Genomic DNA, 19,155 nt, shown 5'->3' on the forward strand with positions numbered 1-19,155 from the left:
ACGTTTCCCGGTTGCCAGCCGCACGGCGACGGGGTATAAATTCCGAATCAACTTTTTTGACGAACCGAATCTCCGTCATGTCCGCCAAGTTTTATTTTTACTTTTTTTGGCATCTCAGACCGCTGGCGGATCGAGAGGGTTGATAGCGCGTAAAGCGCAACCGAAATTCCCGAAAAAACCGCCGGCGAACCCGGCGGTTTTTTTTCGCCCTTCGCCACCCGGTCGGAGCCGCAGCGGTCCCGCGGCTCCGACCGAAACCACTGAATTGCTTGAATTGATGAATCTGCCGCACGCGCACTCGCACTCGCACTGACCGAACCGCGCCCGGAACCAAGGAGAAACAGCATGCCCCCGCATAACACCGACGACGTCCGCATTCGCGAACTCAAGGAACTGACGCCGCCCGCCCACCTGATCCGCGAATTCGCGTGCTCCGAAGCCGCGTCCGAGTTGATCTACAACTCGCGCCAGTCGATGCACCGCATCCTGCACGGGATGGACGACCGGCTGATCGTCGTGGTCGGGCCGTGCTCGATCCATGACACGAAGGCGGCGATCGAATACGCGGGCCGGCTGGTGAAGGAGCGCGAGCGCTTCAAGGGCGAACTGGAAATCGTGATGCGCGTGTACTTCGAGAAGCCGCGCACGACGGTCGGCTGGAAGGGCCTCATCAACGATCCGCACCTCGACAACAGCTTCAAGATCAACGAAGGGCTGCGCACCGCGCGCGAGCTGCTGCTGCAGATCAACGAGATGGGTCTGCCGGCCGCGACCGAATACCTCGACATGATCAGCCCGCAATACATCGCCGACCTGATCTCGTGGGGCGCGATCGGCGCGCGCACGACGGAATCGCAGGTGCACCGCGAACTCGCGTCGGGGCTGTCGTGCCCGGTCGGCTTCAAGAACGGCACCGACGGCAACGTGAAGATCGCGGTCGACGCGATCAAGGCCGCCTCGCAGCCGCACCATTTCCTGTCGGTGACGAAGGGCGGCCATTCGGCGATCGTGTCGACGGCGGGCAACGAGGACTGCCACGTGATCCTGCGCGGCGGCAAGGCACCGAACTACGACGCGGACAGCGTGAACGCCGCGTGCGCGGACATCGGCAAGGCCGGCCTCGCCGCGCGCCTGATGATCGATGCGAGCCACGCGAACAGCTCGAAGAAGCACGAGAACCAGATCCCCGTCTGCGCCGACATCGGCCGCCAGATCGCGGCCGGCGACGCCCGCATCGTCGGCGTGATGATCGAATCGCATCTCGTCGAGGGGCGCCAGGACCTGAAGGAAGGCTGCGAGCTGACCTACGGCCAGAGCATCACCGACGCGTGCATCGCGTGGGACGACAGCGTGAAGGTGCTCGAAGGCCTCGCGGAATCGGTGAAGGCCCGCCGTGTCACGCGCGGCAGCGGCAACTGATCGCCTCACCTGCCAGAGCAAAAAAGCCCGGCTCACGCCGGGCTCTTCTTTCATTGGCCGAAGCCCTTCCGCCCGTGCATCACTCGAGCGCGCCCGAGCCGAAGATTTCGGTGTTCACGCGTTCCGGCGCGACGCCGAGCGCGACGAGCGCGTCACGCTGCGCCTTCATGAACCCGATCGGGCCACAGATGTAGTAGTCGGCGTCCGGCACCAGCGCATATTGCTGCACGCGTTCCGGCGTGAGGCGCCCTTCCTGGTCGTGGTCGATGCCGACGCGATCATGCGGGCCGACCACCTCGTACAACACCGAGCGCTTGACGTTCGCATGCTCGCGCACCGTATCGTTCAGCCAGTCGCGGAACGCGTGCACCGCGCCCGAGCGGCAAGCATGAACGAACCGCACGTCGCGCTGGCTGCCCTCGGCGATCAACGTCGACGCCATCGACATCATCGGCGTGATGCCGACGCCGCCGGAAATCAGCACCACGGGCGTCTCGACGCCACGCTTCAGCGAGAATTCGCCCATCGGCGCGGTCACTTCGACGATCGCGCCCTCTTCCACGCCGTCGTGCATCAGCGTCGACACCTTGCCGGCCGGAATGACTTCCGGCTTGCCGGCTTCACGCTTCACCGAGATGCGCAGCCACTTGCGGTGCGGCGCGTCGGACAGGCTGTACTGGCGTGGCTGGTCGACGCCCAGGTCACCGACGAAGCGCTTCACCGTGATGTACTGGCCGGGCTCGAACGTCGGCGCCGCGCCGCCGTCGGCCGGTGTCAGGTAGAACGACGTGATCTCGTCGCTTTCGCGCACCTTGCGCTCGACCTTGAACGGACGGAACCCGCTCCACGCGGCGCCCGCGTACAGGTCGGCCTCGACGCCGATCAGGATCTGCGCGAGCTGGCCGTACGCGACGCGCCACGCCTCGAGGGTTTCGGCATCGACCGCGTCGCCCAGCACCTCGACGATCGACGCAAGCAGGTTCTCGCCGACGATCGGGTAATGCTCGGGGCGGATGTTCAGGCTCGCATGCTTGTGCGCGATCTTGGTCACGGCGCCGCCCAGCGCGCCGAGGTTGTCGATGTTCGCCGCATACGCGTAGACGGCCTTCGCGAGCGTTTCCGGCTGGCTGCCCGTCTTCTGGTGCGTCTGGTTGAACAGGTTCTTCAGTTCCGGATGGCGCGCGAACATGCGCTGGTAGAAGTGCTTCGTGATCGTCGCGCCGTGCACGGCGAGGACAGGGGCAGTGGCCTTCACGCGAGCCATCTGGTCAGCGGTGATGTGGGTCATGTTCGTTCTCCGTTAAACATGCGCACACAATACATCTTTAAAAATCCATGTCCCCCGGGCAAATTGTCGCAGTGCGTCAAAGGGGCAAACCGTCAGCGGACGCGGCCGCGCTCCCACAGCACGTCCGATCCGCCATCCGTGCGGTTCAGCACGCGCGCCAGCACGAACAGCAGGTCCGACAGCCGGTTCACGTAGCGCCGCGGCGCATCGTTGAGTGTCTCGGTGCGCCCGAGCGCGACGATCGAACGCTCCGCGCGGCGGCACACGGTTCGGCACACGTGCGCGAGCGACGCCGCGCGCGAGCCCGCCGGCAGGATGAATTCCTTCAGCGGCGGCAGCGTCGCGTTGTAATCGGCAAGCCAGCGGTCGAGACGCGCGAGATGCGTGTCGTCGAGCACGGTATGGCCGGGAATGCACAATTCGCCGCCGAGATCGAACAGGTCATGCTGGATCGTCACGAGCGCCGTGCGGATCTCGTCCGGCAGCGTTTCGGCGAGCAGCACGCCGAGGTTCGAGTTCAGTTCGTCGACGTCGCCGATCGCGGCGATCCGCGTGTCGTCCTTGCCGATGCGCCGGCCGTCGCCGAGGCCGGTGGTGCCATCGTCGCCCGTGCGCGTGGCGATCTTGCTCAAGCGGTTGCCCATGCGAATGTCCTCTCGTGCGCGGCCGCAAGGCGGCCCGGTTGCGTTCGAACGCGATTATCGCAGCCCGTGGTGGCGGGCGCAGCGGGCGTTCAGCGTAGAATGGGCCGAAACCCTGCAGCACGGGAGCCGGGCCTGCGCCAACGCGCTCACCCGGATCGACAAGGAGACGTACGTGAATCACCCTGCCCAGCCGGCCGCCACGCGCCGCCCCCTTCCCCCCGCCATGCTCGATGCGCTGCGCGCCGCCTTCGGCGAGCGCGTGTCGACTGCCGACGCCGTCCGCGCCCACCATGGCCGCGACGAATCGCCGTTCGACCCGCAACTGCCCGACGCCGTCGTGTTCGCGCACAGCGCGGACGACGTGCGCGAAGTCGTGTCGCTGTGCTCGCTGTACAGCGTCCCGCTGATCCCGTACGGCGCCGGCTCGTCGCTCGAAGGCCACCTGCTCGCGGTGCGCGGCGGCGTCTCGCTCGACCTGTCGGAAATGAACCGCGTGCTGTCGATCAACCCCGAAGACCTGACCGTGACGGTCGAGCCGGGCATCACGCGCAAGGCGCTCAACGAAGCATTGCGCGACACCGGCCTGTTCTTCCCGATCGACCCGGGCGCCGACGCGAGCATCGGCGGGATGACCGCGACGCGCGCGTCGGGCACCAACGCCGTGCGCTACGGCACGATGCGCGAGAACGTGCTCGGCCTGACCGCCGTGCTCGCCGACGGCCGCGTGGTGAAAACCGGCTCGCGCGCCCGCAAGTCGTCGGCCGGCTACGACCTCACGCGCCTGTTCGTCGGCTCCGAAGGCACGCTCGGCGTGATCACCGAGATCACGCTGCGCCTGCATCCGCTGCCCGAAGCCGTATCGGCCGCGATCTGCACGTTCCCGTCGATGGGCGACGCGGTGCGCACCGTGATCGAGACGATCCAGATCGGCGTGCCGATCGCGCGTGTCGAATTCGTCGATGCGCTCGCGGTACGCTCGATCAACCGCCATTCGAACCTGACACTGGCCGAAGCGCCGACGCTGTTCTTCGAATTCCACGGCACCGAGGCCGGCGTGAAGGAACAGGCCGAGCTCGTACAGGCACTCGCCGGCCAGAACAACGGCCAGGGCTTCGAATGGGCCACCCGCCCCGAGGACCGCAGCCGGCTCTGGGCCGCCCGCCACAACGCGTATTTCGCGATGCTGCAGTTGAAACCCGGCTGCCGCGCGGTGACGACCGACGTGTGCGTGCCGATCTCGCAACTCGCCGCGTGCGTCGAGGAAACCGAGGTCGACCTGCGCGCGTCGTCGCTGCCCTGCCCGATCGTCGGCCACGTCGGCGACGGCAATTTCCACGTCGCGATCCTGATCGACCCCGACAAGCCCGAGGAAATCGCCGAAGCCGAGCACATCAACGACCGGATCGTCGAGCGCGCGCTGCGCCTCGGCGGCACCTGTACGGGCGAGCACGGCGTCGGGCTGCACAAGATGCGCTTCCTGCCGAAGGAGCACGGCGACAACGCGATCGATACGATGCGTGCGATCAAGCTCGCGCTCGATCCGCGCAACCTGATGAATCCGGGCAAGATTTTCACGTGCTGACACGGCGGCGCGACGCCGCGCCGCCTGCTGCAGGAGACCCCATGAACGCTCCCGTCGAACTGTCGAGCGCGGCACGCGCGCAGCGTCAGCGCGAAGTCGTGCAGGCGCTGATGGCCGTGCTGCCGACGCACTGCCTGCTGTACCGCGACGAAGACACGGCGCCGTACGAATGCGACGGCCTGTCGGCGTACCGCCGCCTGCCGCTCGCGGTCGCGCTGCCCGAAACGGAATCGCAGGTGCAGCGGATCGTGCAGATCTGCCGCCGCATGGAGGTGCCGATCGTGCCGCGCGGCGCGGGCACGAGCCTGTCGGGCGGCGCGTTGCCGATCGCGCTCGGCGTCGTGCTGTCGCTGGCGCGCTTCACGCGCATCGTCGAAGTCGATCCCTACGCGCGCACGGCGACCGTGCAGCCCGGCGTGCGCAACCTCGCGATCTCGGAAGCCGCGGCGCCGTACGGCCTGTATTACGCGCCCGATCCGTCGTCGCAGATCGCGTGCACGATCGGCGGCAACGTCGCGGAAAATTCCGGCGGCGTCCACTGCCTGAAATACGGGCTGACCGTGCACAACGTGATGCGCGTACGCGCCGTGACGATCGACGGCGAGATCGTCGAATTCGGCTCGCTCGCGCTCGACATGCCGGGCCTCGACCTGCTCGCCGTGATGATCGGCAGCGAAGGGATGTTCGCGATCGTCACCGAGGTCACGGTGAAGCTGATCCCTAAGCCGCAAACGGCCCAGCTCGTGATGGCGAGCTTCGACGACGTGGTCAAGGGCGGCGAGGCGGTTGCGGCGATCATCGCGTCGGGCATCATCCCGGCCGGGCTCGAGATGATGGACAAGCCGGCCACGCAAGCCGTCGAGGCGTTTACGCACGCCGGCTACGACCTCGACGCGAAGGCGATCCTGCTGTGCGAATCGGACGGCACGCCGGAAGAAGTCGCCGAGGAAATCGTGCGGATGACGGCCGTGCTGCGCGAGCATGGCGCGACGCGCATCCAGGTGTCGCGAAACGAACAGGAGCGACTGCGCTACTGGTCGGGCCGCAAGAACGCGTTCCCGGCCGCCGGCCGCATTTCCGCCGACTATTACTGCATGGACGGCACCGTGCCGCGCCGCGCGATCGGCCCGCTGCTTGCGCGCATCGAACAGCTCGAGACGCGCTACGGGCTGCGTTGCATCAACGTGTTCCATGCGGGCGACGGCAACATGCATCCGCTGATCCTGTACAACGCGAACGATCCGGACGAACTGCACCGCGCCGAGCAGTTCGGCGCGGAAATCCTCGAATGCTGCGTGGAATTCGGCGGCAGCGTGACGGGCGAGCACGGTGTCGGCATCGAGAAGCTCAATTCGATGTGCGTACAGTTCTCGCCGCAGGAGCGCGATGCGTTCTTCGCGGTCAAGCGCGCGTTCGATCCGGCGGGGCTGCTGAACCCGGACAAGGGCATCCCGACCCGCGCGCGTTGCGCCGAGTACGGTCGCCAGCACGTGCGCGGCGGGCTGCTGCCGCACCCCGACCTGCCGCGCTTCTGAGCATCGCGCGCGGTGCGCGGCCCGTGCCGGCGGCCGGGTCGCGGCGGCGGACCGCGCCCGTGTGCCCCGCTCGCGCGACGGCGCAAGCATGCGGCCTGCAAATACGGGGCTTAGGGATAGTCGCGATGTGGATTCGCGCCACCCCGGTACAATCGACCGAACAACAAGTCGAGGCAGCAAGAGAACATGGAAGAGGACGACATCGTCGCCGGTTGGGCCGAGCGCATCCGCGCCGCCAGTGCCGACGGCCGGCCGCTGCGGATTCGCGGCGGCGGCACCAAGGACTGGTACGGCCAGGCGCTCGAGGGCGAAATACTCGACACGCGCGCGTTTCAGGGCGTCGTGTCGTACGATCCGGCCGAACTCGTCGTCACGGTCCGCGCGGGCACACCGCTCGCGCAGCTTGAAACCGTCCTCGCCGAGTGCGGCCAGATGCTGCCGTTCGAGCCGCCGCATTTCGGCCGTGCGGCCACCGTCGGCGGCTGCATCGCGGCCGGTCTCGCTGGCCCGCGGCGCGCCACCTGCGGCGCACCGCGCGATTTCGTGCTCGGCGTCACGCTGATGAACGGTCGCGGCGAAATGCTGCGCTTCGGCGGCCAGGTCGTGAAGAACGTCGCGGGATACGACGTGTCGCGGCTGATGGCCGGCGCGCTCGGCACGCTCGGGCTGATGCTCGACCTGTCGATCAAGGTGCTGCCGATGCCCGTCGCCGAAGTCACGCTGAAGTTCGAGATGACCGCGACCGACGCGGTGCGCAAGCTCAACGAATGGGGCGGCCATCCGTTGCCCGTCAGCGCGAGCGGCTGGCGCAACGGCACGCTCGTGCTGCGCCTGTCGGGCGCCGAAGCGGCCGTGAAATCCGCGAAGACGCTGCTCGGCGGCGAAGTCGTCGACGCGGTCGAAGCCGAGCGCTTCTGGGCCGGCCTGCGCGAGCACACCGACCCGTTCTTCAACGGCATCCCGCCAGGCTACGCACTGTGGCGTCTCGCGCTGCCGTCGATCACCGAACCGATGCACCTGCCCGGCACCCAACTGATGGAATGGGGGGGCGCGCAGCGCTGGTGGATCACCGATGCCGATGCTCAGACCGTGCGGATGAGCGCGAAGCAGGCCGGCGGCCACGCGACGCTTTTCCGCGCGGGCGACGCGTACGACCGCAGCGCGGGCGTATTCACGCCGCTTCCCGCCCCGATGATGAAAATCCACCGCGGGCTGAAGGCCGCGTTCGATCCCGCGCGCATCTTCAACCGCGGCCGGCTCTACCCTGATCTCTGAGGGATCGATGCAAACGAACCTCGCCGATTTCATCCGCAATACGCCCGACGGCGACGAAGCCGACGCGATATTGCGCAAGTGCGTGCATTGCGGGTTCTGTACCGCGACCTGCCCGACCTACCAGTTGCTCGGCGACGAACTCGACGGCCCGCGCGGCCGGATCTACCTGATCAAGCAGATGGTCGAAGGCGCGCCTGTCACGCGCAGCACGCAGCAGCACCTCGACCGCTGCCTCACGTGCCGCAGTTGCGAGACGACCTGCCCGTCCGGCGTCCAGTACGGCCGGCTCGTCGAGATCGGCCGCAAGCACGTCGAGGCGCAGGTGCAGCGCCCGGTGCAGCAGCGTCTCGTGCGTCGCCTGCTCGCGAGCCTCGTGCCGAACGCCGCGCTGTTCTCGCCGGTGATGCGGCTTGGCCAGCACGTGCGTCCGCTGCTGCCGAAGCGGCTGCGCGACAAGGTGCCGCCGCGCACACGGCTGCTCGAATGGCCGCACCGCACGCATACGCGCAAGATGCTGATGCTCGGCGGCTGCGTACAGCCGTCGATGCTGCCGAACATCAACATCGCGACCGCGCGCGTGCTGGACGCGCTCGGCATCGAGACGGTCGTCGCGCCCGATGCAGGCTGCTGCGGCGCGATCCGCCTGCACCTGAACTATCACGACGAAGCGCTCGACGACGCGCGCCGCAACATCGACGCGTGGTGGCCCCACGTCGAACAGGGCGTCGAGACGATCGTGATGAATGCGTCGGGTTGCGGAGCGACGGTGCTCGAATACGCACACCTGCTGCGCGACGACCCGGCCTACGCGGAGAAGGCGCAGCGCATCGTGTCGCTCACGCGCGACATCTCCGACGTGCTGCTCGCGTTCGAGGCCGAGCTCGCGACGCTCGCGCGGCGCCGCGCGATCCATACGGTCGCGTACCACCCGCCGTGCACGCTGCAGCACGGCCAGCAGTCGCGCGGCAAGGTCGAACGCCTGCTCGAGACGCTCGGCATCGACGTGCGGCTGCCGGCCGACAGTCATCTGTGCTGCGGGTCGGCCGGCACCTATTCGCTGACGCAGCCGTCGCTGTCATACCGGCTGCGCAAGCAGAAGCTGCTGAAGCTGCAGGCGCTCGAACCGCAGATGATCGTCTCCGGCAACATCGGCTGCATCGCGCACCTGCAGAGCGGCACGCAGATTCCGGTCGCCCACTGGATTCAGCTCGTCGAGCATCTGCTGTACGGTTAGAGCATGCTCATGCGAATGACGGACGGGCGCTGGGCCTCGCGCGCGGCGTCCGTATAATGGGCGGATCGATGCGTCGCGTGCCGCGGCGCATCCGCACCATGCCCGCTTCCGTGCCTGCTTTCGTGCCCGTCATGTCCGATCTCGCCGCCCGCCTCGAATCCGTTCATCGCCGCATCGCCGACGCCGCCCGCGCGGCCGGCCGCGATCCCGCCACCGTATCGCTGCTCGCCGTGTCCAAAACGTTTCCCGCCGACGACGTGCGCGCCGCGCATGCGGCCGGGCAGCGTGCCTTCGGCGAAAACTACGTGCAGGAATCGATCGACAAGATCGACGCGCTCGCCGACCTGCGTGCGGACCTCGAATGGCATTTCATCGGGCCGCTGCAATCGAACAAGACGCGCCCGGTTGCCGAGCGCTTCGACTGGGTTCATTCGGTCGACCGGCTGAAGATCGCGCAGCGCCTGTCGGAACAGCGCCCCGCGCACCTGCCGCCGCTCAACGTATGCGTGCAGGTGAACATCAGCGGCGAGGCGTCGAAGAGCGGTGTCGCGCCGACCGACGTGGCCGAGGTTGCACGCGCGGTCGCCGCGCTGCCGTCGCTGCGGCTGCGCGGCCTGATGGCGATTCCCGAACCGGCCGGCGACACCGACGCGCAACGCGCGCCGCATCGTGCGCTGCGCGCACTGTTCGACACGTTGCGCGCCGACGGCCTGCCGCTCGACACATTGTCGATGGGCATGTCCGCCGATCTCGACGCGGCCGTGCTCGAAGGCGCGACGATCGTGCGCGTCGGCACCGCGATCTTCGGCGCGCGCGATTACTCGCACTGAACGCCGCGCCCTTTTCCGCCTTTCCGTTCACTCACTCGCTCATTCCCGACATCATGAAAATCGCATTCATCGGCGGCGGCAACATGGCCGCGGCCCTGATCGGCGGCCTGATCAAGCGCGGCGTCGCCGCTGACGGCCTGTATGCCATCGACGTCAACGAAGAAGTACGCGCGCGCGCCGCGCAGCAGTTCGGCGTGCGCACCGGCGCAGCCATCGACGCGACGCTCGCCGACTACGACGCGGTCGTGCTCGCGGTGAAGCCGCAAGTGCTGAAGGACGTCGCGCAGGCGCTCGCGCCGCACCTGAAGTCGCAGCTCGTGATCAGCATCGCGGCCGGCATCCGCGGCAGCGATCTCGCACGCTGGCTCGGCGACTACGCGCGCGTCGTGCGCACGATGCCGAACACGCCCGCGCTCGTCGGCATGGGCGTGACGGGCCTCGCCGCACTGCCGGGCGTCGACGCGGCGGGCCGCGAACTCGCATCGAACGTGCTCGGCGCGGTCGGCGAGATCGTGTGGTTCGACGACGAATCGAAGCTCGACGCCGTCACGGCCATTTCGGGCAGCGGGCCCGCGTACGTGTTCTATTTCATCGAAGCGCTGCAGGAAGCCGCGCGCCAGCTCGGCATGAACGACGAACAGGGCCGCGCACTCGCGGTCGCGACGTTCACGGGCGCGGCGCAACTCGCCGCGCAATCGGGCGAGCCCGCGAGCGTGCTGCGCGAGCGCGTGACGTCGAAGGGCGGCACGACGGCCGCCGCGCTCGCGTCGTTCGACGCGCAAGGCGTGAAGGATGCGATCGTGCGCGGTGCGCTCGCGGCCGAAGCGCGTGCGAAGGAGATGGGCGACGAGCTCGGCCGCGCGTAAGCGCGCCGGCGATGTCTGGCCGGCACGGCGCTCGCTACACGGGTGAAGCGCCCTGCCCCGTCATGCTGATGTGCACGCACAACAAAAAAGCGGCCCAGGCCGCTTTTTTGTTGATGCCGCGTTCCGCACCGCATATCGCCTGCGGCGAGATCGGGAAACTCAGCTCCCTGCCAGCAGGTAATGCACCGCGATCCCGGCGAACAGCACGCCGCCGAGCCAGTTGTTGTGCCGGAACGCCGCGAAGCACGGCATCCGCTCGCGGTCCTTGATCAGCGTGTAGTGATACAGCGCGCAGCCGACCGCCGCGGCCCAGCCGGCCCAGTACGCGAGGCCGAAGCCGAGCGTCACGCCGATCCACACGTAGATGCCGAGCGTCACCGCGTAGCACAGCATCACGGCCGCGACGTCGAAGCGGCCGAACGTCAGCGCGGACGTGCGGATGCCGATCTTGATGTCGTCGTCGCGATCGACCATCGCGTATTCGGTGTCGTACGCGACCGACCAGAAAATGTTCGCGACCAGCATCACCCACGCGATCGTCGGCACCGTGTCCTGCACGGCCGCGAACGCCATCGGGATGCCGAAGCCGAACGCGATGCCCAGATAGGCCTGCGGAATCGCGAAGAAGCGCTTCATGAACGGATACGAGCCCGCAACGAACAGCGCGACGACGGACAGCTGCTTCGTCAGCGTGTTGAGCGGCAGGATCAGCAGGAACGAGACGAATGCGAGCCCGACCGCGATCGCGATGGCTTCCCACGCGCGGATCTTGCCCGACGTCAGCGGCCGGTCGGCCGTGCGTTTCACATGGCGGTCGAAGTCGCGGTCGGCGTAGTCGTTCATCGCGCAGCCGGCCGAGCGCATCAGCAGCGTGCCGAGCGAGAAGATCACGAGCAGCGGCCAGCGCGGATGGCCGTCGGACGCGATCCACAGCGCGTTGAGCGTCGGCCACAGCAGCAGCAGGCTGCCGATCGGCTTGTCCATCCGGACGAGCCGCAGATACAGGGGAAAGCGGGCAAGCATGGCGAAGCACCGGGAAGATAACCCCGGCATTTTAGAGCCGAGCGGTGCTTCGCGTCATGTCGGCGCGGCTCGCAGGCGGTAGCGCCCGGACGCCATCGCGCTGCCAGCGCCCGCCGCACGCGGCCGAGCCGCAGCGCGCATCAATCAAGGGACAGAGCCGGCGCACGCGTGGATCCGCGCAAGGCACCGGCCGTGATTCGGCCCGACGGGGGTGGACCAATCAGGGCCGGAGCCAGTATGCGCAGATCTCAGCCGGCATGCCGCGCGCTGCACGCTTACGCGAGCAACGACCGCAGCATCCACGCAGTTTTTTCATGAATCTGCAGGCGCTGCGTCAGCAGGTCGGCGGTCGGCTCGTCGCTCGCCGCATCGGCAAGCGGAAAGATCGCACGCGCGGTACGCACGACGGCCTCGTGCCCTTCGACGAGCTGGCGGATCATGTCTTCCGCGGCCGGCACGCCCTTCGCTTCCGGCACCGACGACAGTTTCGCGAAATCGCCGAAGGTGCCCGGCGCGACGACGCCGAGCGTCCGAATGCGTTCGGCAACCGAATCGACCGCGAGCCATAGTTCGTTGTACTGCTCCTCGAACATCAGGTGCAGCGTGTTGAACATCGGGCCCGTGACGTTCCAGTGGAAATTGTGGGTCTTCAGGTACAGCGTGAACGTATCGGCAAGCAGGTGCGACAGGCCCTCCGCGATCTTCTTGCGGTCCTTGTCGCTGATGCCGATGTTGATCTGGGCAGCTTGAATTTTCCTGGCCATGTTCCGGACTCCTTATTCAAGAAAGCAGAGCAATGAAAGCGAATCGGGTTACCTGCCTGTAGATACCGCACTGGCCGCATACGGGGCTCGCCACGGCGCGTGGCGCGTGAAACGCCGCGTTCAGGCGATCGCGTGCAGCGCCTGCGACACCAGTTCGGCCGCACCGCCGATAACGATGGCGGATCCGACAACGTATCGCGCGACCTCGGCCGGCGTCGCCAGTGCAGCGCGCATGTTGTGCATCATTTGCGTCATGATCGTCACTCCTTCAACAAAACTCGGGGTCGGGAGAAACGGCCGGTCGGACGACCGGCCGTTTCTCGTTACTGCCTCACCGCACTACTGCGCGGCGACGCTTACGCAAGGTCGAAGCGGTCCAGGTTCATCACCTTGTTCCATGCCGCGACGAAGTCTTGCGCGAACTTCTCCTTCGCATCCGCGCTGCCGTACACCTCGGCCAGCGCGCGCAGTTGCGAGTGCGAGCCGAAGATCAGGTCGACACGCGTGCCCGTCCACTTGACTGCACCCGTCGCGCGGTCGCGCCCTTCGAACACGTCGTTCGCGGCCGACACCGGCTTCCATTCCGTGCCCATGTCGAGCAGGTTCACGAAGAAGTCGTTCGTCAGCGCTTCCGGACGGTCGGTGAACACGCCCTGCTTCGCATCGCCGGCGTTCGCACCCAACACGCGCAGACCACCGACGAGCACCGTCATCTCGGGCGCGGTCAGCGTCAGCAGTTGCGCCTTGTCGACCAGCAGCGCCTCGGCCGGTGTCTTGTATGCGTGCTTCAGGTAGTTGCGGAAACCGTCCGCCACCGGCTCGAGCACGGCCATCGCTTCGATATCGGTCTCTTCCTGCGACGCATCCGCACGGCCCGGTGCGAACGGCACCGTCACTGCGATACCCGCATTCTTCGCGGCCTGCTCGACACCGGCCGCGCCGGCCAGCACGATCAGGTCGGCGAGCGACACCTTCTTGCCGCCCGTCTGCGCATCGTTGAACGCCTTCTGCACGCCCTCGAGCGTCTCGAGCACCTTCGCGAGTTCAGCCGGACGGTTCACTTCCCAGTCCTTCTGCGGCGCCAGGCGGATACGCGCACCGTTCGCACCGCCGCGCTTGTCCGACCCGCGGAACGTCGCAGCCGACGCCCATGCGGTCGACACGAGCTGCGACACCGACAGGCCGGATGCAAGCACCTTCGCCTTCAGCGCCGCGACGTCGGCGTCGTCGATCAGCGGATGATCGACGGCCGGGATCGGGTCCTGCCACAGCAGGTGTTCCGCCGGCACGTCCGGGCCGAGATAGCGGGAACGCGGGCCCATGTCGCGGTGCGTGAGCTTGAACCACGCGCGTGCGAACGCGTCGGCGAACTCGGCCGGGTTCTCGTAGAAACGGCGCGAAATCTTCTCGTAGGCCGGGTCGAAACGCAGCGACAGGTCGGTCGTCAGCATCGTCGGACGATGCTTCTTCGACGCGTCGAATGCATCCGGAATCACTTCGCCTGCGTCCTTCGCGACCCACTGGTGCGCGCCGGCCGGGCTCTTCGTGAGCTCCCACTCGTAGCTGAACAGGTGCTTGAAAAAGTCGTTGCTCCACTGCGTCGGCGTCGAGGTCCACGTGACTTCGAGGCCGCTCGTGATGGCATCCTTGCCCTTGCCCGTGCCGAACGTGCTCTTCCAGCCGAGACCCTGCTGCTCGAGGCCCGCGGCTTCCGGCTCGGGGCCGACGTTCGAGGCCGGACCCGCGCCGTGCGTCTTGCCGAACGTGTGGCCGCCCGCGATCAGCGCGACCGTCTCTTCGTCGTTCATCGCCATGCGCGCGAACGTCTCGCGGATGTCATGCGCAGCGGCAACCGGGTCGGGGTTGCCGTCCGGGCCTTCCGGGTTCACGTAGATGAGGCCCATCTGCACCGCGGCGAGCGGGCTTTCGAGCTCGCGCTTGCCCGAGTAGCGGCTGTTCGGGCCGCCGCTCAGTTCCAGCCAGATCTTTTCCGAACCCCAGTACACGTCGTCCGGTTCCCACGTATCGACGCGGCCGCCGGCGTAACCGAAGGTCTTGAAGCCCATCGATTCGAGCGCGACGTTGCCGGTCAGGATCAGCAGGTCGGCCCACGAGATGTTGCGGCCGTACTTCTGCTTGATCGGCCACAGCAGGCGGCGCGCCTTGTCGAGACTGACGTTGTCAGGCCAGCTGTTGAGCGGCGCGAAGCGCTGCTGCCCGCCGCCCGCGCCGCCGCGGCCGTCGGCCGTGCGGTACGTGCCGGCGCTGTGCCAGGCCATGCGGACGAACAGGCCGCCGTAGTGGCCGAAGTCGGCCGGCCACCAGTCCCGCGACGCCGTCATCAGCGCGTGCAGGTCATTCTTCACCGCCTCGAGGTCCAGCTTCTTGAACGCTTCGGCGTAGTCGAAATCCGGGTCCATCGGATCGGACAGCGCCGAATGCCGATGCAGGATGTTCAGGTTCAGCTGATTCGGCCACCAGTCCTTGTTCGTCGTGCCGCCACCAGCGGTGTGGTTGAACGGGCACTTCGTTTCGTTCGACATGCATTTTCTCCTTGTCTTGCTCGTAAGCCCCCACGTGCCAGGCGCGGTTCGTGGAGCATTGCGGGGGGATGAAACGGAACAGGCGGTTCCTCCTGTCGTACTACGGGACGTCGTGCGCGGCCTGCGACCCGCTTTCCCGCTGCGACGCGCCGCAGGCAGGGCGCTCGGGAAAGCGGCTGCCGGCAGTCGTCGTGCCGGCGAGGCGGGCGGCTTTTCGGGTATCGGACATGCAATGCTCCCTCATGGCTCGGCGGCAGTTAGTCGGGGGAACACAGGACCGGTGTGCGGCGGCGCTCAACCGCCATACACCCGGTCCGCCAGGTACGCGAACGCAATCGGACGCAGGCTGCGAACCGCCGCCCTGGCGCGATGTACGACCGCGTCGCGCGACGGGATGTTCCGCTGCGCGTGCTGCAATACCGACCGCATCATGACATCCTCCTTTGACGCTTGCATTCAACGTGCTGATCAGTCGCCGACATCACGTTGATCCATGTTGAGGATTCTATCTAAATCTATCGATTTATTAAATTTGATAAATGTTATCTATTCGATAGAGAAAAATAAACGGGGTCGCAAGACCCCGTTCATCGTGCTGCCACACGCGCATGCCGCAGCGTGCTCAGTTCATCGTCGCCGGCATGTCGAGCTTCGCGACACCCGGCAGCTCGCACGCGGAAATCGCGTCGCTGATCGCGTCGATCGCGGGCATCCGCGTGAAGCTCTTGCGCCACACGAGGACCACGCGGCGGTCGGGCACCGGCTCGTTGAACGGCACGTACGACAGCAGTTCGGCATCGGGGCCGTTCGCGCGCGGGCCGACCTCGGCGACCGACATCCGCGGCAGCACGGTGATGCCGACGCCGCTTGCGACCATGTGGCGGATCGTCTCGAGCGACGAGCCCTCGAAAGTCTTCTGGATGCCGTCGGCCGTCTGCGAGAAACGCATCAGCTCCGGGCACACGCCGAGCACGTGATCGCGGAAGCAGTGGCCGTTGCCGAGCAGCAGCATGGTTTCCTGCTTGAGATCCTCGGCGTCGATTTCGTGGCGCTTTTCCCACGGATGACCAGCCGGCAGCGCGACGACGAACGGTTCATCGTACAGCGGGCGAACCATCAGGCCCGTTTCCGGAAACGGCAGCGCCATGATCGCGGCGTCGATTTCGCCCTGCTTCAGCAGTTCGAGCAGCTTCAGCGTGTAATTTTCCTGCAGCATCAGCGGCATCTGCGGGACACGCTGGATCATCTGCTTGACGAGCGTCGGCAGCAGATAGGGCCCGATCGTGTAGATCACGCCGAGGCGAAACGGGCCGACCAGCGGATCCTTGCCCTGCTTGGCGATCTCCTTGATCGCGAAGGTCTGCTCGAGCACGCGCTGCGCCTGCGTGACGATCTGGTCACCGATCGGCGTCACGCTCACTTCGCTCGCGCCGCGTTCGAAAATCTGCACGTTGAGCTCGTCTTCGAGCTTCTTGATCGCCACCGACAGCGTCGGCTGGCTCACGAAGCATGCTTCGGCCGCGCGGCCGAAATGCCGTTCGCGCGCGACCGCGACGATGTATTTCAATTCAGTCAGCGTCATTGTGGGTCAATCAGAGATATACAGGCGATAGGTTTAATTTATACACCCTGTGACACCGGTTCGCCAAGTTTCTCTGCATCGGAATGCTTCAAACGGCGGTTTTAAATCCGGCCCCGACCCGCGGATCAGGCCTTCAGATACTGCTCCCGCGCGCCGAGCCAGCGCGCGAGATGCTGCGTGACGATCTCGGGATACGCGGCAATCAGCCGCGCCGCGGCTTCGCGGGCCGGTTCGATCAGCCAGCCGTCGGTCTCGAGGTTCGCGAAGCGCAGCATCGCCGCGCCCGACTGGCGTGCGCCGAGGAATTCGCCGGGGCCGCGGATCTCGAGGTCGCGCCTTGCGATCTCGAAGCCGTCGGTCGTCTCGCGCATCGTCTTCAGCCGCTCGCGGCCCGTGGGCGACAGCGGCCCCGTGTACAGCAGCACGCACACCGACGCCGCGGTGCCGCGCCCGACCCGGCCGCGCAACTGGTGCAGCTGCGCGAGGCCGAAGCGCTCCGCGTGCTCGATCACCATCAGCGACGCGTTCGGCACGTCGACGCCGACCTCGATCACGGTCGTCGCGACGAGCAGCTGCACGTCGTTGCGCGTGAACGCTTCCATCACGGCCGCCTTGTCGGCCGGCGACAGCCGGCCGTGCACGAGCCCGACCTTCAGCTCCGGGAGCGCGGCGGCCAGTGTCTCGTATGTCTCGACGGCCGTCTGCAGCTGCAGCGTCTCGCTCTCCTCGATCAGCGGGCACACCCAGTACACCTGGCGTCCGGTCAGCGCGGCCTCGCGCACGCGGGCGATCACCTCCTCGCGCCGCGCATCGCCGACGAGGCGCGTCAGCACGGGCGTGCGGCCCGGCGGCAGTTCGTCGATCGTCGAGACTTCGAGATCCGCGTAATACGTCATCGCGAGCGTGCGCGGAATCGGCGTGGCCGACATCATCAGCTGGTGGGGCTGGAAGTCGCGCGCGCCGTTGGCCGCATTCGCGGCCTTCGCACGCAGCGCGAGCCGCTGCTCGACGCCGAAACGGTGCTGTTCGTCGACGATCACGAGGCCGAGCCGCGCGAATTCGACCGTGTCCTGGATGATCGCGTGCGTGCCGATCACGAGCTGCGCGGTGCCGAGCGCGGCCGCCTCGATCGCCGCACGCTTCTCCTTCGCCTTCAGGCTGCCCGCGAGCCACGCGACCGTGACGCCGAGCGGCTCCAGCCACGCGCGCAATTTGCGCGCGTGCTGTTCCGCGAGGATTTCGGTGGGCGCCATCAGCGCGGCCTGGTAGCCGGCATCGATCGCCTGCGTGGCGGCCAGCGCCGCGACGACCGTCTTGCCGCTGCCGACGTCGCCCTGCAGCAGGCGCTGCATCGGGTGCGCGAGGGTAAGATCGTTCGCGATTTCGTCGACGACGCGCGCCTGCGCGCCCGTCAGCGTGAACGGCAGCGCAGCGTAGAGCCGGGTCGTCAATGCATCGGCATCGCTCGCGGCGCGGCGCGGCATCGCGGGCGCCGCACGCGTGCGGCGCTCCTCGTGCGCGCGCTTGAGCGACAACTGCTGCGCGAGCAGCTCTTCGAACTTGATGCGCGTCCACGCCGGATGCGAGCCGTCCATCAGCGCGGCTTCGTCCGAATCGACGCGCGGGTGGTGCAGGATGCGCACCGCCTGCTCGAGCGTCGGCACGTCGAGCGGCTTCAGATAGTCGCGCTGGATCTCGGGCGGCAGCAGCTCGGGCAGCGGCGTGCGCTCGACCGCGTTCTCGATCGCCTTGCGCAGATAGGCCTGCGACACGCCGGCCGTGCTCGGATAGACGGGCGTGAGCACCTGCGGCAGCGGCGCATCCGCTTCGACGACACGCACCGCCGGATGCACCATCTCCATCCCGAAGAAGCCGCCGCGCACGTCACCGCGCACGCGCAGCCGCTGGCCGACGGCCATCTGCTTGACCTGCGAGCCGTAGAAATTCAGGAAGCGCAGCACGAGGTGCTCGCCGTCGTCGTCCTGGATCTTCACGACCAGTTGGCGGCGCGGCCGGTACGCGACCTCGTTGTCGAACACGACGCCTTCGGTCTGCGCGATGCCGCCCGGCAGCAGCTCGCCGATCGGCGTGAGCGTGGTTTCGTCCTCGTAGCGCATCGGCAGATGCAGCACGAGATCGATCGAGCGCGTGAGGCCGAGCTTCGCGAGCTTGTCGACGGTCTTCACGGGTTTGTCGGCGGCGGGCTTCTTCTTGCGCTTCGCGCCGGCCGCGCCTGCCGCGTCGATTTCAGCCGCGCCATCGGCATCGGGCGCGGAGGCAGCCGGCTGCGCGAGCCTGCCGTCGGCGCCGCGCTTCGGGCCGGCGCGGCGCGGCGCGGCGCGCGCCGCGGAATCACGCTCCCCCGCGCCTTGCGCGGGCGGCGCGACATCCTCCGCGTCGAACGGATCGGCGGAATCGGCAACGGCAGCGGGGGAACGGCGTGGTGACACAGGCATCGGATCGTCTGGGTGCTTCTCAAGGCAAGTACAATAGCGGCTTTCACGTCGTCCGAACGAACGACGCCGGCCAGGCCGCGCATCCCGTCATCATAGCGGCTCGCGCGCCCCATT

General features: G+C 67.4%; 17 protein-coding genes. 7 read left to right on the forward strand and 10 right to left on the reverse strand.

Features of this window, described 5'->3' with window-relative positions:
* Positions 1 to 47 precede the first annotated feature (47 nt).
* A complete protein-coding gene (locus C5O79_RS38270; RefSeq protein ID WP_163008949.1) occupies positions 48 to 347 on the reverse strand; it encodes a hypothetical protein in 300 nt (99 codons plus the stop codon).
* Here C5O79_RS38270 and aroG point away from each other — a divergent pair.
* On the forward strand, positions 346 to 1,419 hold the full coding sequence (gene aroG / locus C5O79_RS31210; protein ID WP_046544980.1) for a 3-deoxy-7-phosphoheptulonate synthase AroG: 1,074 nt from the start codon (positions 346 to 348) through the stop codon (positions 1,417 to 1,419). The genes C5O79_RS38270 and aroG overlap by 2 nt on opposite strands.
* A 79-nt stretch (positions 1,420 to 1,498) precedes the next feature.
* Here the strand turns inward: aroG and hmpA are convergent, their stop codons facing one another.
* Together hmpA and C5O79_RS31220 are read right to left on the reverse strand one after the other, a co-directional pair.
* Positions 1,499 to 2,707 (reverse strand): NO-inducible flavohemoprotein, encoded by a 1,209-nt coding sequence (hmpA, locus tag C5O79_RS31215; protein ID WP_122473582.1) that lies wholly within the window; start codon positions 2,705 to 2,707, stop codon positions 1,499 to 1,501.
* Positions 2,708 to 2,799: 92 nt separating this feature from the next.
* The gene (locus C5O79_RS31220; RefSeq protein ID WP_039361370.1) at positions 2,800 to 3,351 is read right to left on the reverse strand and encodes a cob(I)yrinic acid a,c-diamide adenosyltransferase; all 552 of its coding nucleotides are present in this window, start codon (positions 3,349 to 3,351) and stop codon (positions 2,800 to 2,802) included.
* Positions 3,352 to 3,523: 172 nt separating this feature from the next.
* On the opposite strand from C5O79_RS31220, the gene C5O79_RS31225 reads away from it, so the two are divergent.
* From C5O79_RS31225 to proC, 6 genes are all read left to right on the forward strand, one after another.
* Complete coding sequence (locus C5O79_RS31225; RefSeq protein ID WP_122474498.1) at positions 3,524 to 4,933, forward strand: FAD-linked oxidase C-terminal domain-containing protein; 1,410 nt, start codon at positions 3,524 to 3,526, stop codon at positions 4,931 to 4,933.
* A 41-nt stretch (positions 4,934 to 4,974) separates the two neighbouring features.
* A complete protein-coding gene (locus C5O79_RS31230; RefSeq protein WP_046544977.1) occupies positions 4,975 to 6,468 on the forward strand; it encodes an FAD-linked oxidase C-terminal domain-containing protein in 1,494 nt (497 codons plus the stop codon).
* Positions 6,469 to 6,654: 186 nt separating this feature from the next.
* Entirely contained in the window at positions 6,655 to 7,743 is a 1,089-nt protein-coding gene (gene glcE / locus C5O79_RS31235) for a glycolate oxidase subunit GlcE (protein ID WP_071333943.1), read from the forward strand.
* Between the two features lie 7 nt (positions 7,744 to 7,750).
* Positions 7,751 to 8,977 (forward strand): glycolate oxidase subunit GlcF, encoded by a 1,227-nt coding sequence (glcF, locus tag C5O79_RS31240; protein ID WP_046544975.1) that lies wholly within the window; start codon positions 7,751 to 7,753, stop codon positions 8,975 to 8,977.
* A 131-nt stretch (positions 8,978 to 9,108) separates the two neighbouring features.
* Positions 9,109 to 9,807, forward strand: coding sequence for a YggS family pyridoxal phosphate-dependent enzyme (locus tag C5O79_RS31245; protein WP_122474497.1), 699 nt, complete (start codon positions 9,109 to 9,111; stop codon positions 9,805 to 9,807).
* Positions 9,808 to 9,860: 53 nt separating this feature from the next.
* The gene (gene proC, locus C5O79_RS31250; RefSeq protein ID WP_039361374.1) at positions 9,861 to 10,673 is read left to right on the forward strand and encodes a pyrroline-5-carboxylate reductase; all 813 of its coding nucleotides are present in this window, start codon (positions 9,861 to 9,863) and stop codon (positions 10,671 to 10,673) included.
* A gap of 159 nt (positions 10,674 to 10,832) precedes the next feature.
* On the opposite strand, the gene ubiA is transcribed toward proC, so the two are convergent.
* The 7 genes from ubiA to recG form a co-directional block, all read right to left on the reverse strand.
* Positions 10,833 to 11,696 (reverse strand): 4-hydroxybenzoate octaprenyltransferase, encoded by an 864-nt coding sequence (ubiA, locus tag C5O79_RS31255; RefSeq protein WP_122473581.1) that lies wholly within the window; start codon positions 11,694 to 11,696, stop codon positions 10,833 to 10,835.
* 275 nt (positions 11,697 to 11,971) lie between these two features.
* Positions 11,972 to 12,460 (reverse strand): non-specific DNA-binding protein DpsA, encoded by a 489-nt coding sequence (gene dpsA, locus C5O79_RS31260; RefSeq protein WP_039361381.1) that lies wholly within the window; start codon positions 12,458 to 12,460, stop codon positions 11,972 to 11,974.
* A gap of 120 nt (positions 12,461 to 12,580) precedes the next feature.
* The gene (locus tag C5O79_RS38865) at positions 12,581 to 12,706 is read right to left on the reverse strand and encodes a hypothetical protein (protein WP_257791820.1); all 126 of its coding nucleotides are present in this window, start codon (positions 12,704 to 12,706) and stop codon (positions 12,581 to 12,583) included.
* 110 nt (positions 12,707 to 12,816) lie between these two features.
* Positions 12,817 to 15,003 (reverse strand): catalase/peroxidase HPI, encoded by a 2,187-nt coding sequence (katG, locus tag C5O79_RS31265; protein WP_122473580.1) that lies wholly within the window; start codon positions 15,001 to 15,003, stop codon positions 12,817 to 12,819.
* A gap of 100 nt (positions 15,004 to 15,103) precedes the next feature.
* The gene (locus C5O79_RS38870) at positions 15,104 to 15,232 is read right to left on the reverse strand and encodes a hypothetical protein (RefSeq protein WP_256976531.1); all 129 of its coding nucleotides are present in this window, start codon (positions 15,230 to 15,232) and stop codon (positions 15,104 to 15,106) included.
* A gap of 393 nt (positions 15,233 to 15,625) precedes the next feature.
* Complete coding sequence (locus C5O79_RS31270; RefSeq protein ID WP_039361386.1) at positions 15,626 to 16,585, reverse strand: hydrogen peroxide-inducible genes activator; 960 nt, start codon at positions 16,583 to 16,585, stop codon at positions 15,626 to 15,628.
* 125 nt (positions 16,586 to 16,710) lie between these two features.
* The gene (gene recG / locus C5O79_RS31275; RefSeq protein WP_122473579.1) at positions 16,711 to 19,041 is read right to left on the reverse strand and encodes an ATP-dependent DNA helicase RecG; all 2,331 of its coding nucleotides are present in this window, start codon (positions 19,039 to 19,041) and stop codon (positions 16,711 to 16,713) included.
* Positions 19,042 to 19,155: the final 114 nt, after the last annotated feature.

This window comes from Burkholderia sp. SRS-25 (assembly GCF_004343765.1).
GTDB lineage: Bacteria > Pseudomonadota > Gammaproteobacteria > Burkholderiales > Burkholderiaceae > Burkholderia > Burkholderia contaminans.

Coding starts and splice junctions, on each gene's coding strand:
- C5O79_RS38870 (WP_256976531.1), bottom strand. CDS start 15,232: ATGTCCGATACCCGAAAAGCCGCCCGCCTCGCCGGCACGACGACTGCC.
- recG (WP_122473579.1), bottom strand. CDS start 19,041: ATGCCTGTGTCACCACGCCGTTCCCCCGCTGCCGTTGCCGATTCCGCC.
- glcF (WP_046544975.1), top strand. CDS start 7,751: ATGCAAACGAACCTCGCCGATTTCATCCGCAATACGCCCGACGGCGAC.
- C5O79_RS38865 (WP_257791820.1), bottom strand. CDS start 12,706: ATGATGCACAACATGCGCGCTGCACTGGCGACGCCGGCCGAGGTCGCG.
- ubiA (WP_122473581.1), bottom strand. CDS start 11,696: ATGCTTGCCCGCTTTCCCCTGTATCTGCGGCTCGTCCGGATGGACAAG.
- aroG (WP_046544980.1), top strand. CDS start 346: ATGCCCCCGCATAACACCGACGACGTCCGCATTCGCGAACTCAAGGAA.
- C5O79_RS31230 (WP_046544977.1), top strand. CDS start 4,975: ATGAACGCTCCCGTCGAACTGTCGAGCGCGGCACGCGCGCAGCGTCAG.
- dpsA (WP_039361381.1), bottom strand. CDS start 12,460: ATGGCCAGGAAAATTCAAGCTGCCCAGATCAACATCGGCATCAGCGAC.
- proC (WP_039361374.1), top strand. CDS start 9,861: ATGAAAATCGCATTCATCGGCGGCGGCAACATGGCCGCGGCCCTGATC.
- glcE (WP_071333943.1), top strand. CDS start 6,655: ATGGAAGAGGACGACATCGTCGCCGGTTGGGCCGAGCGCATCCGCGCC.
- C5O79_RS38270 (WP_163008949.1), bottom strand. CDS start 347: ATGCTGTTTCTCCTTGGTTCCGGGCGCGGTTCGGTCAGTGCGAGTGCG.
- katG (WP_122473580.1), bottom strand. CDS start 15,003: ATGTCGAACGAAACGAAGTGCCCGTTCAACCACACCGCTGGTGGCGGC.
- C5O79_RS31245 (WP_122474497.1), top strand. CDS start 9,109: ATGTCCGATCTCGCCGCCCGCCTCGAATCCGTTCATCGCCGCATCGCC.
- C5O79_RS31270 (WP_039361386.1), bottom strand. CDS start 16,585: ATGACGCTGACTGAATTGAAATACATCGTCGCGGTCGCGCGCGAACGG.
- hmpA (WP_122473582.1), bottom strand. CDS start 2,707: ATGACCCACATCACCGCTGACCAGATGGCTCGCGTGAAGGCCACTGCC.
- C5O79_RS31220 (WP_039361370.1), bottom strand. CDS start 3,351: ATGGGCAACCGCTTGAGCAAGATCGCCACGCGCACGGGCGACGATGGC.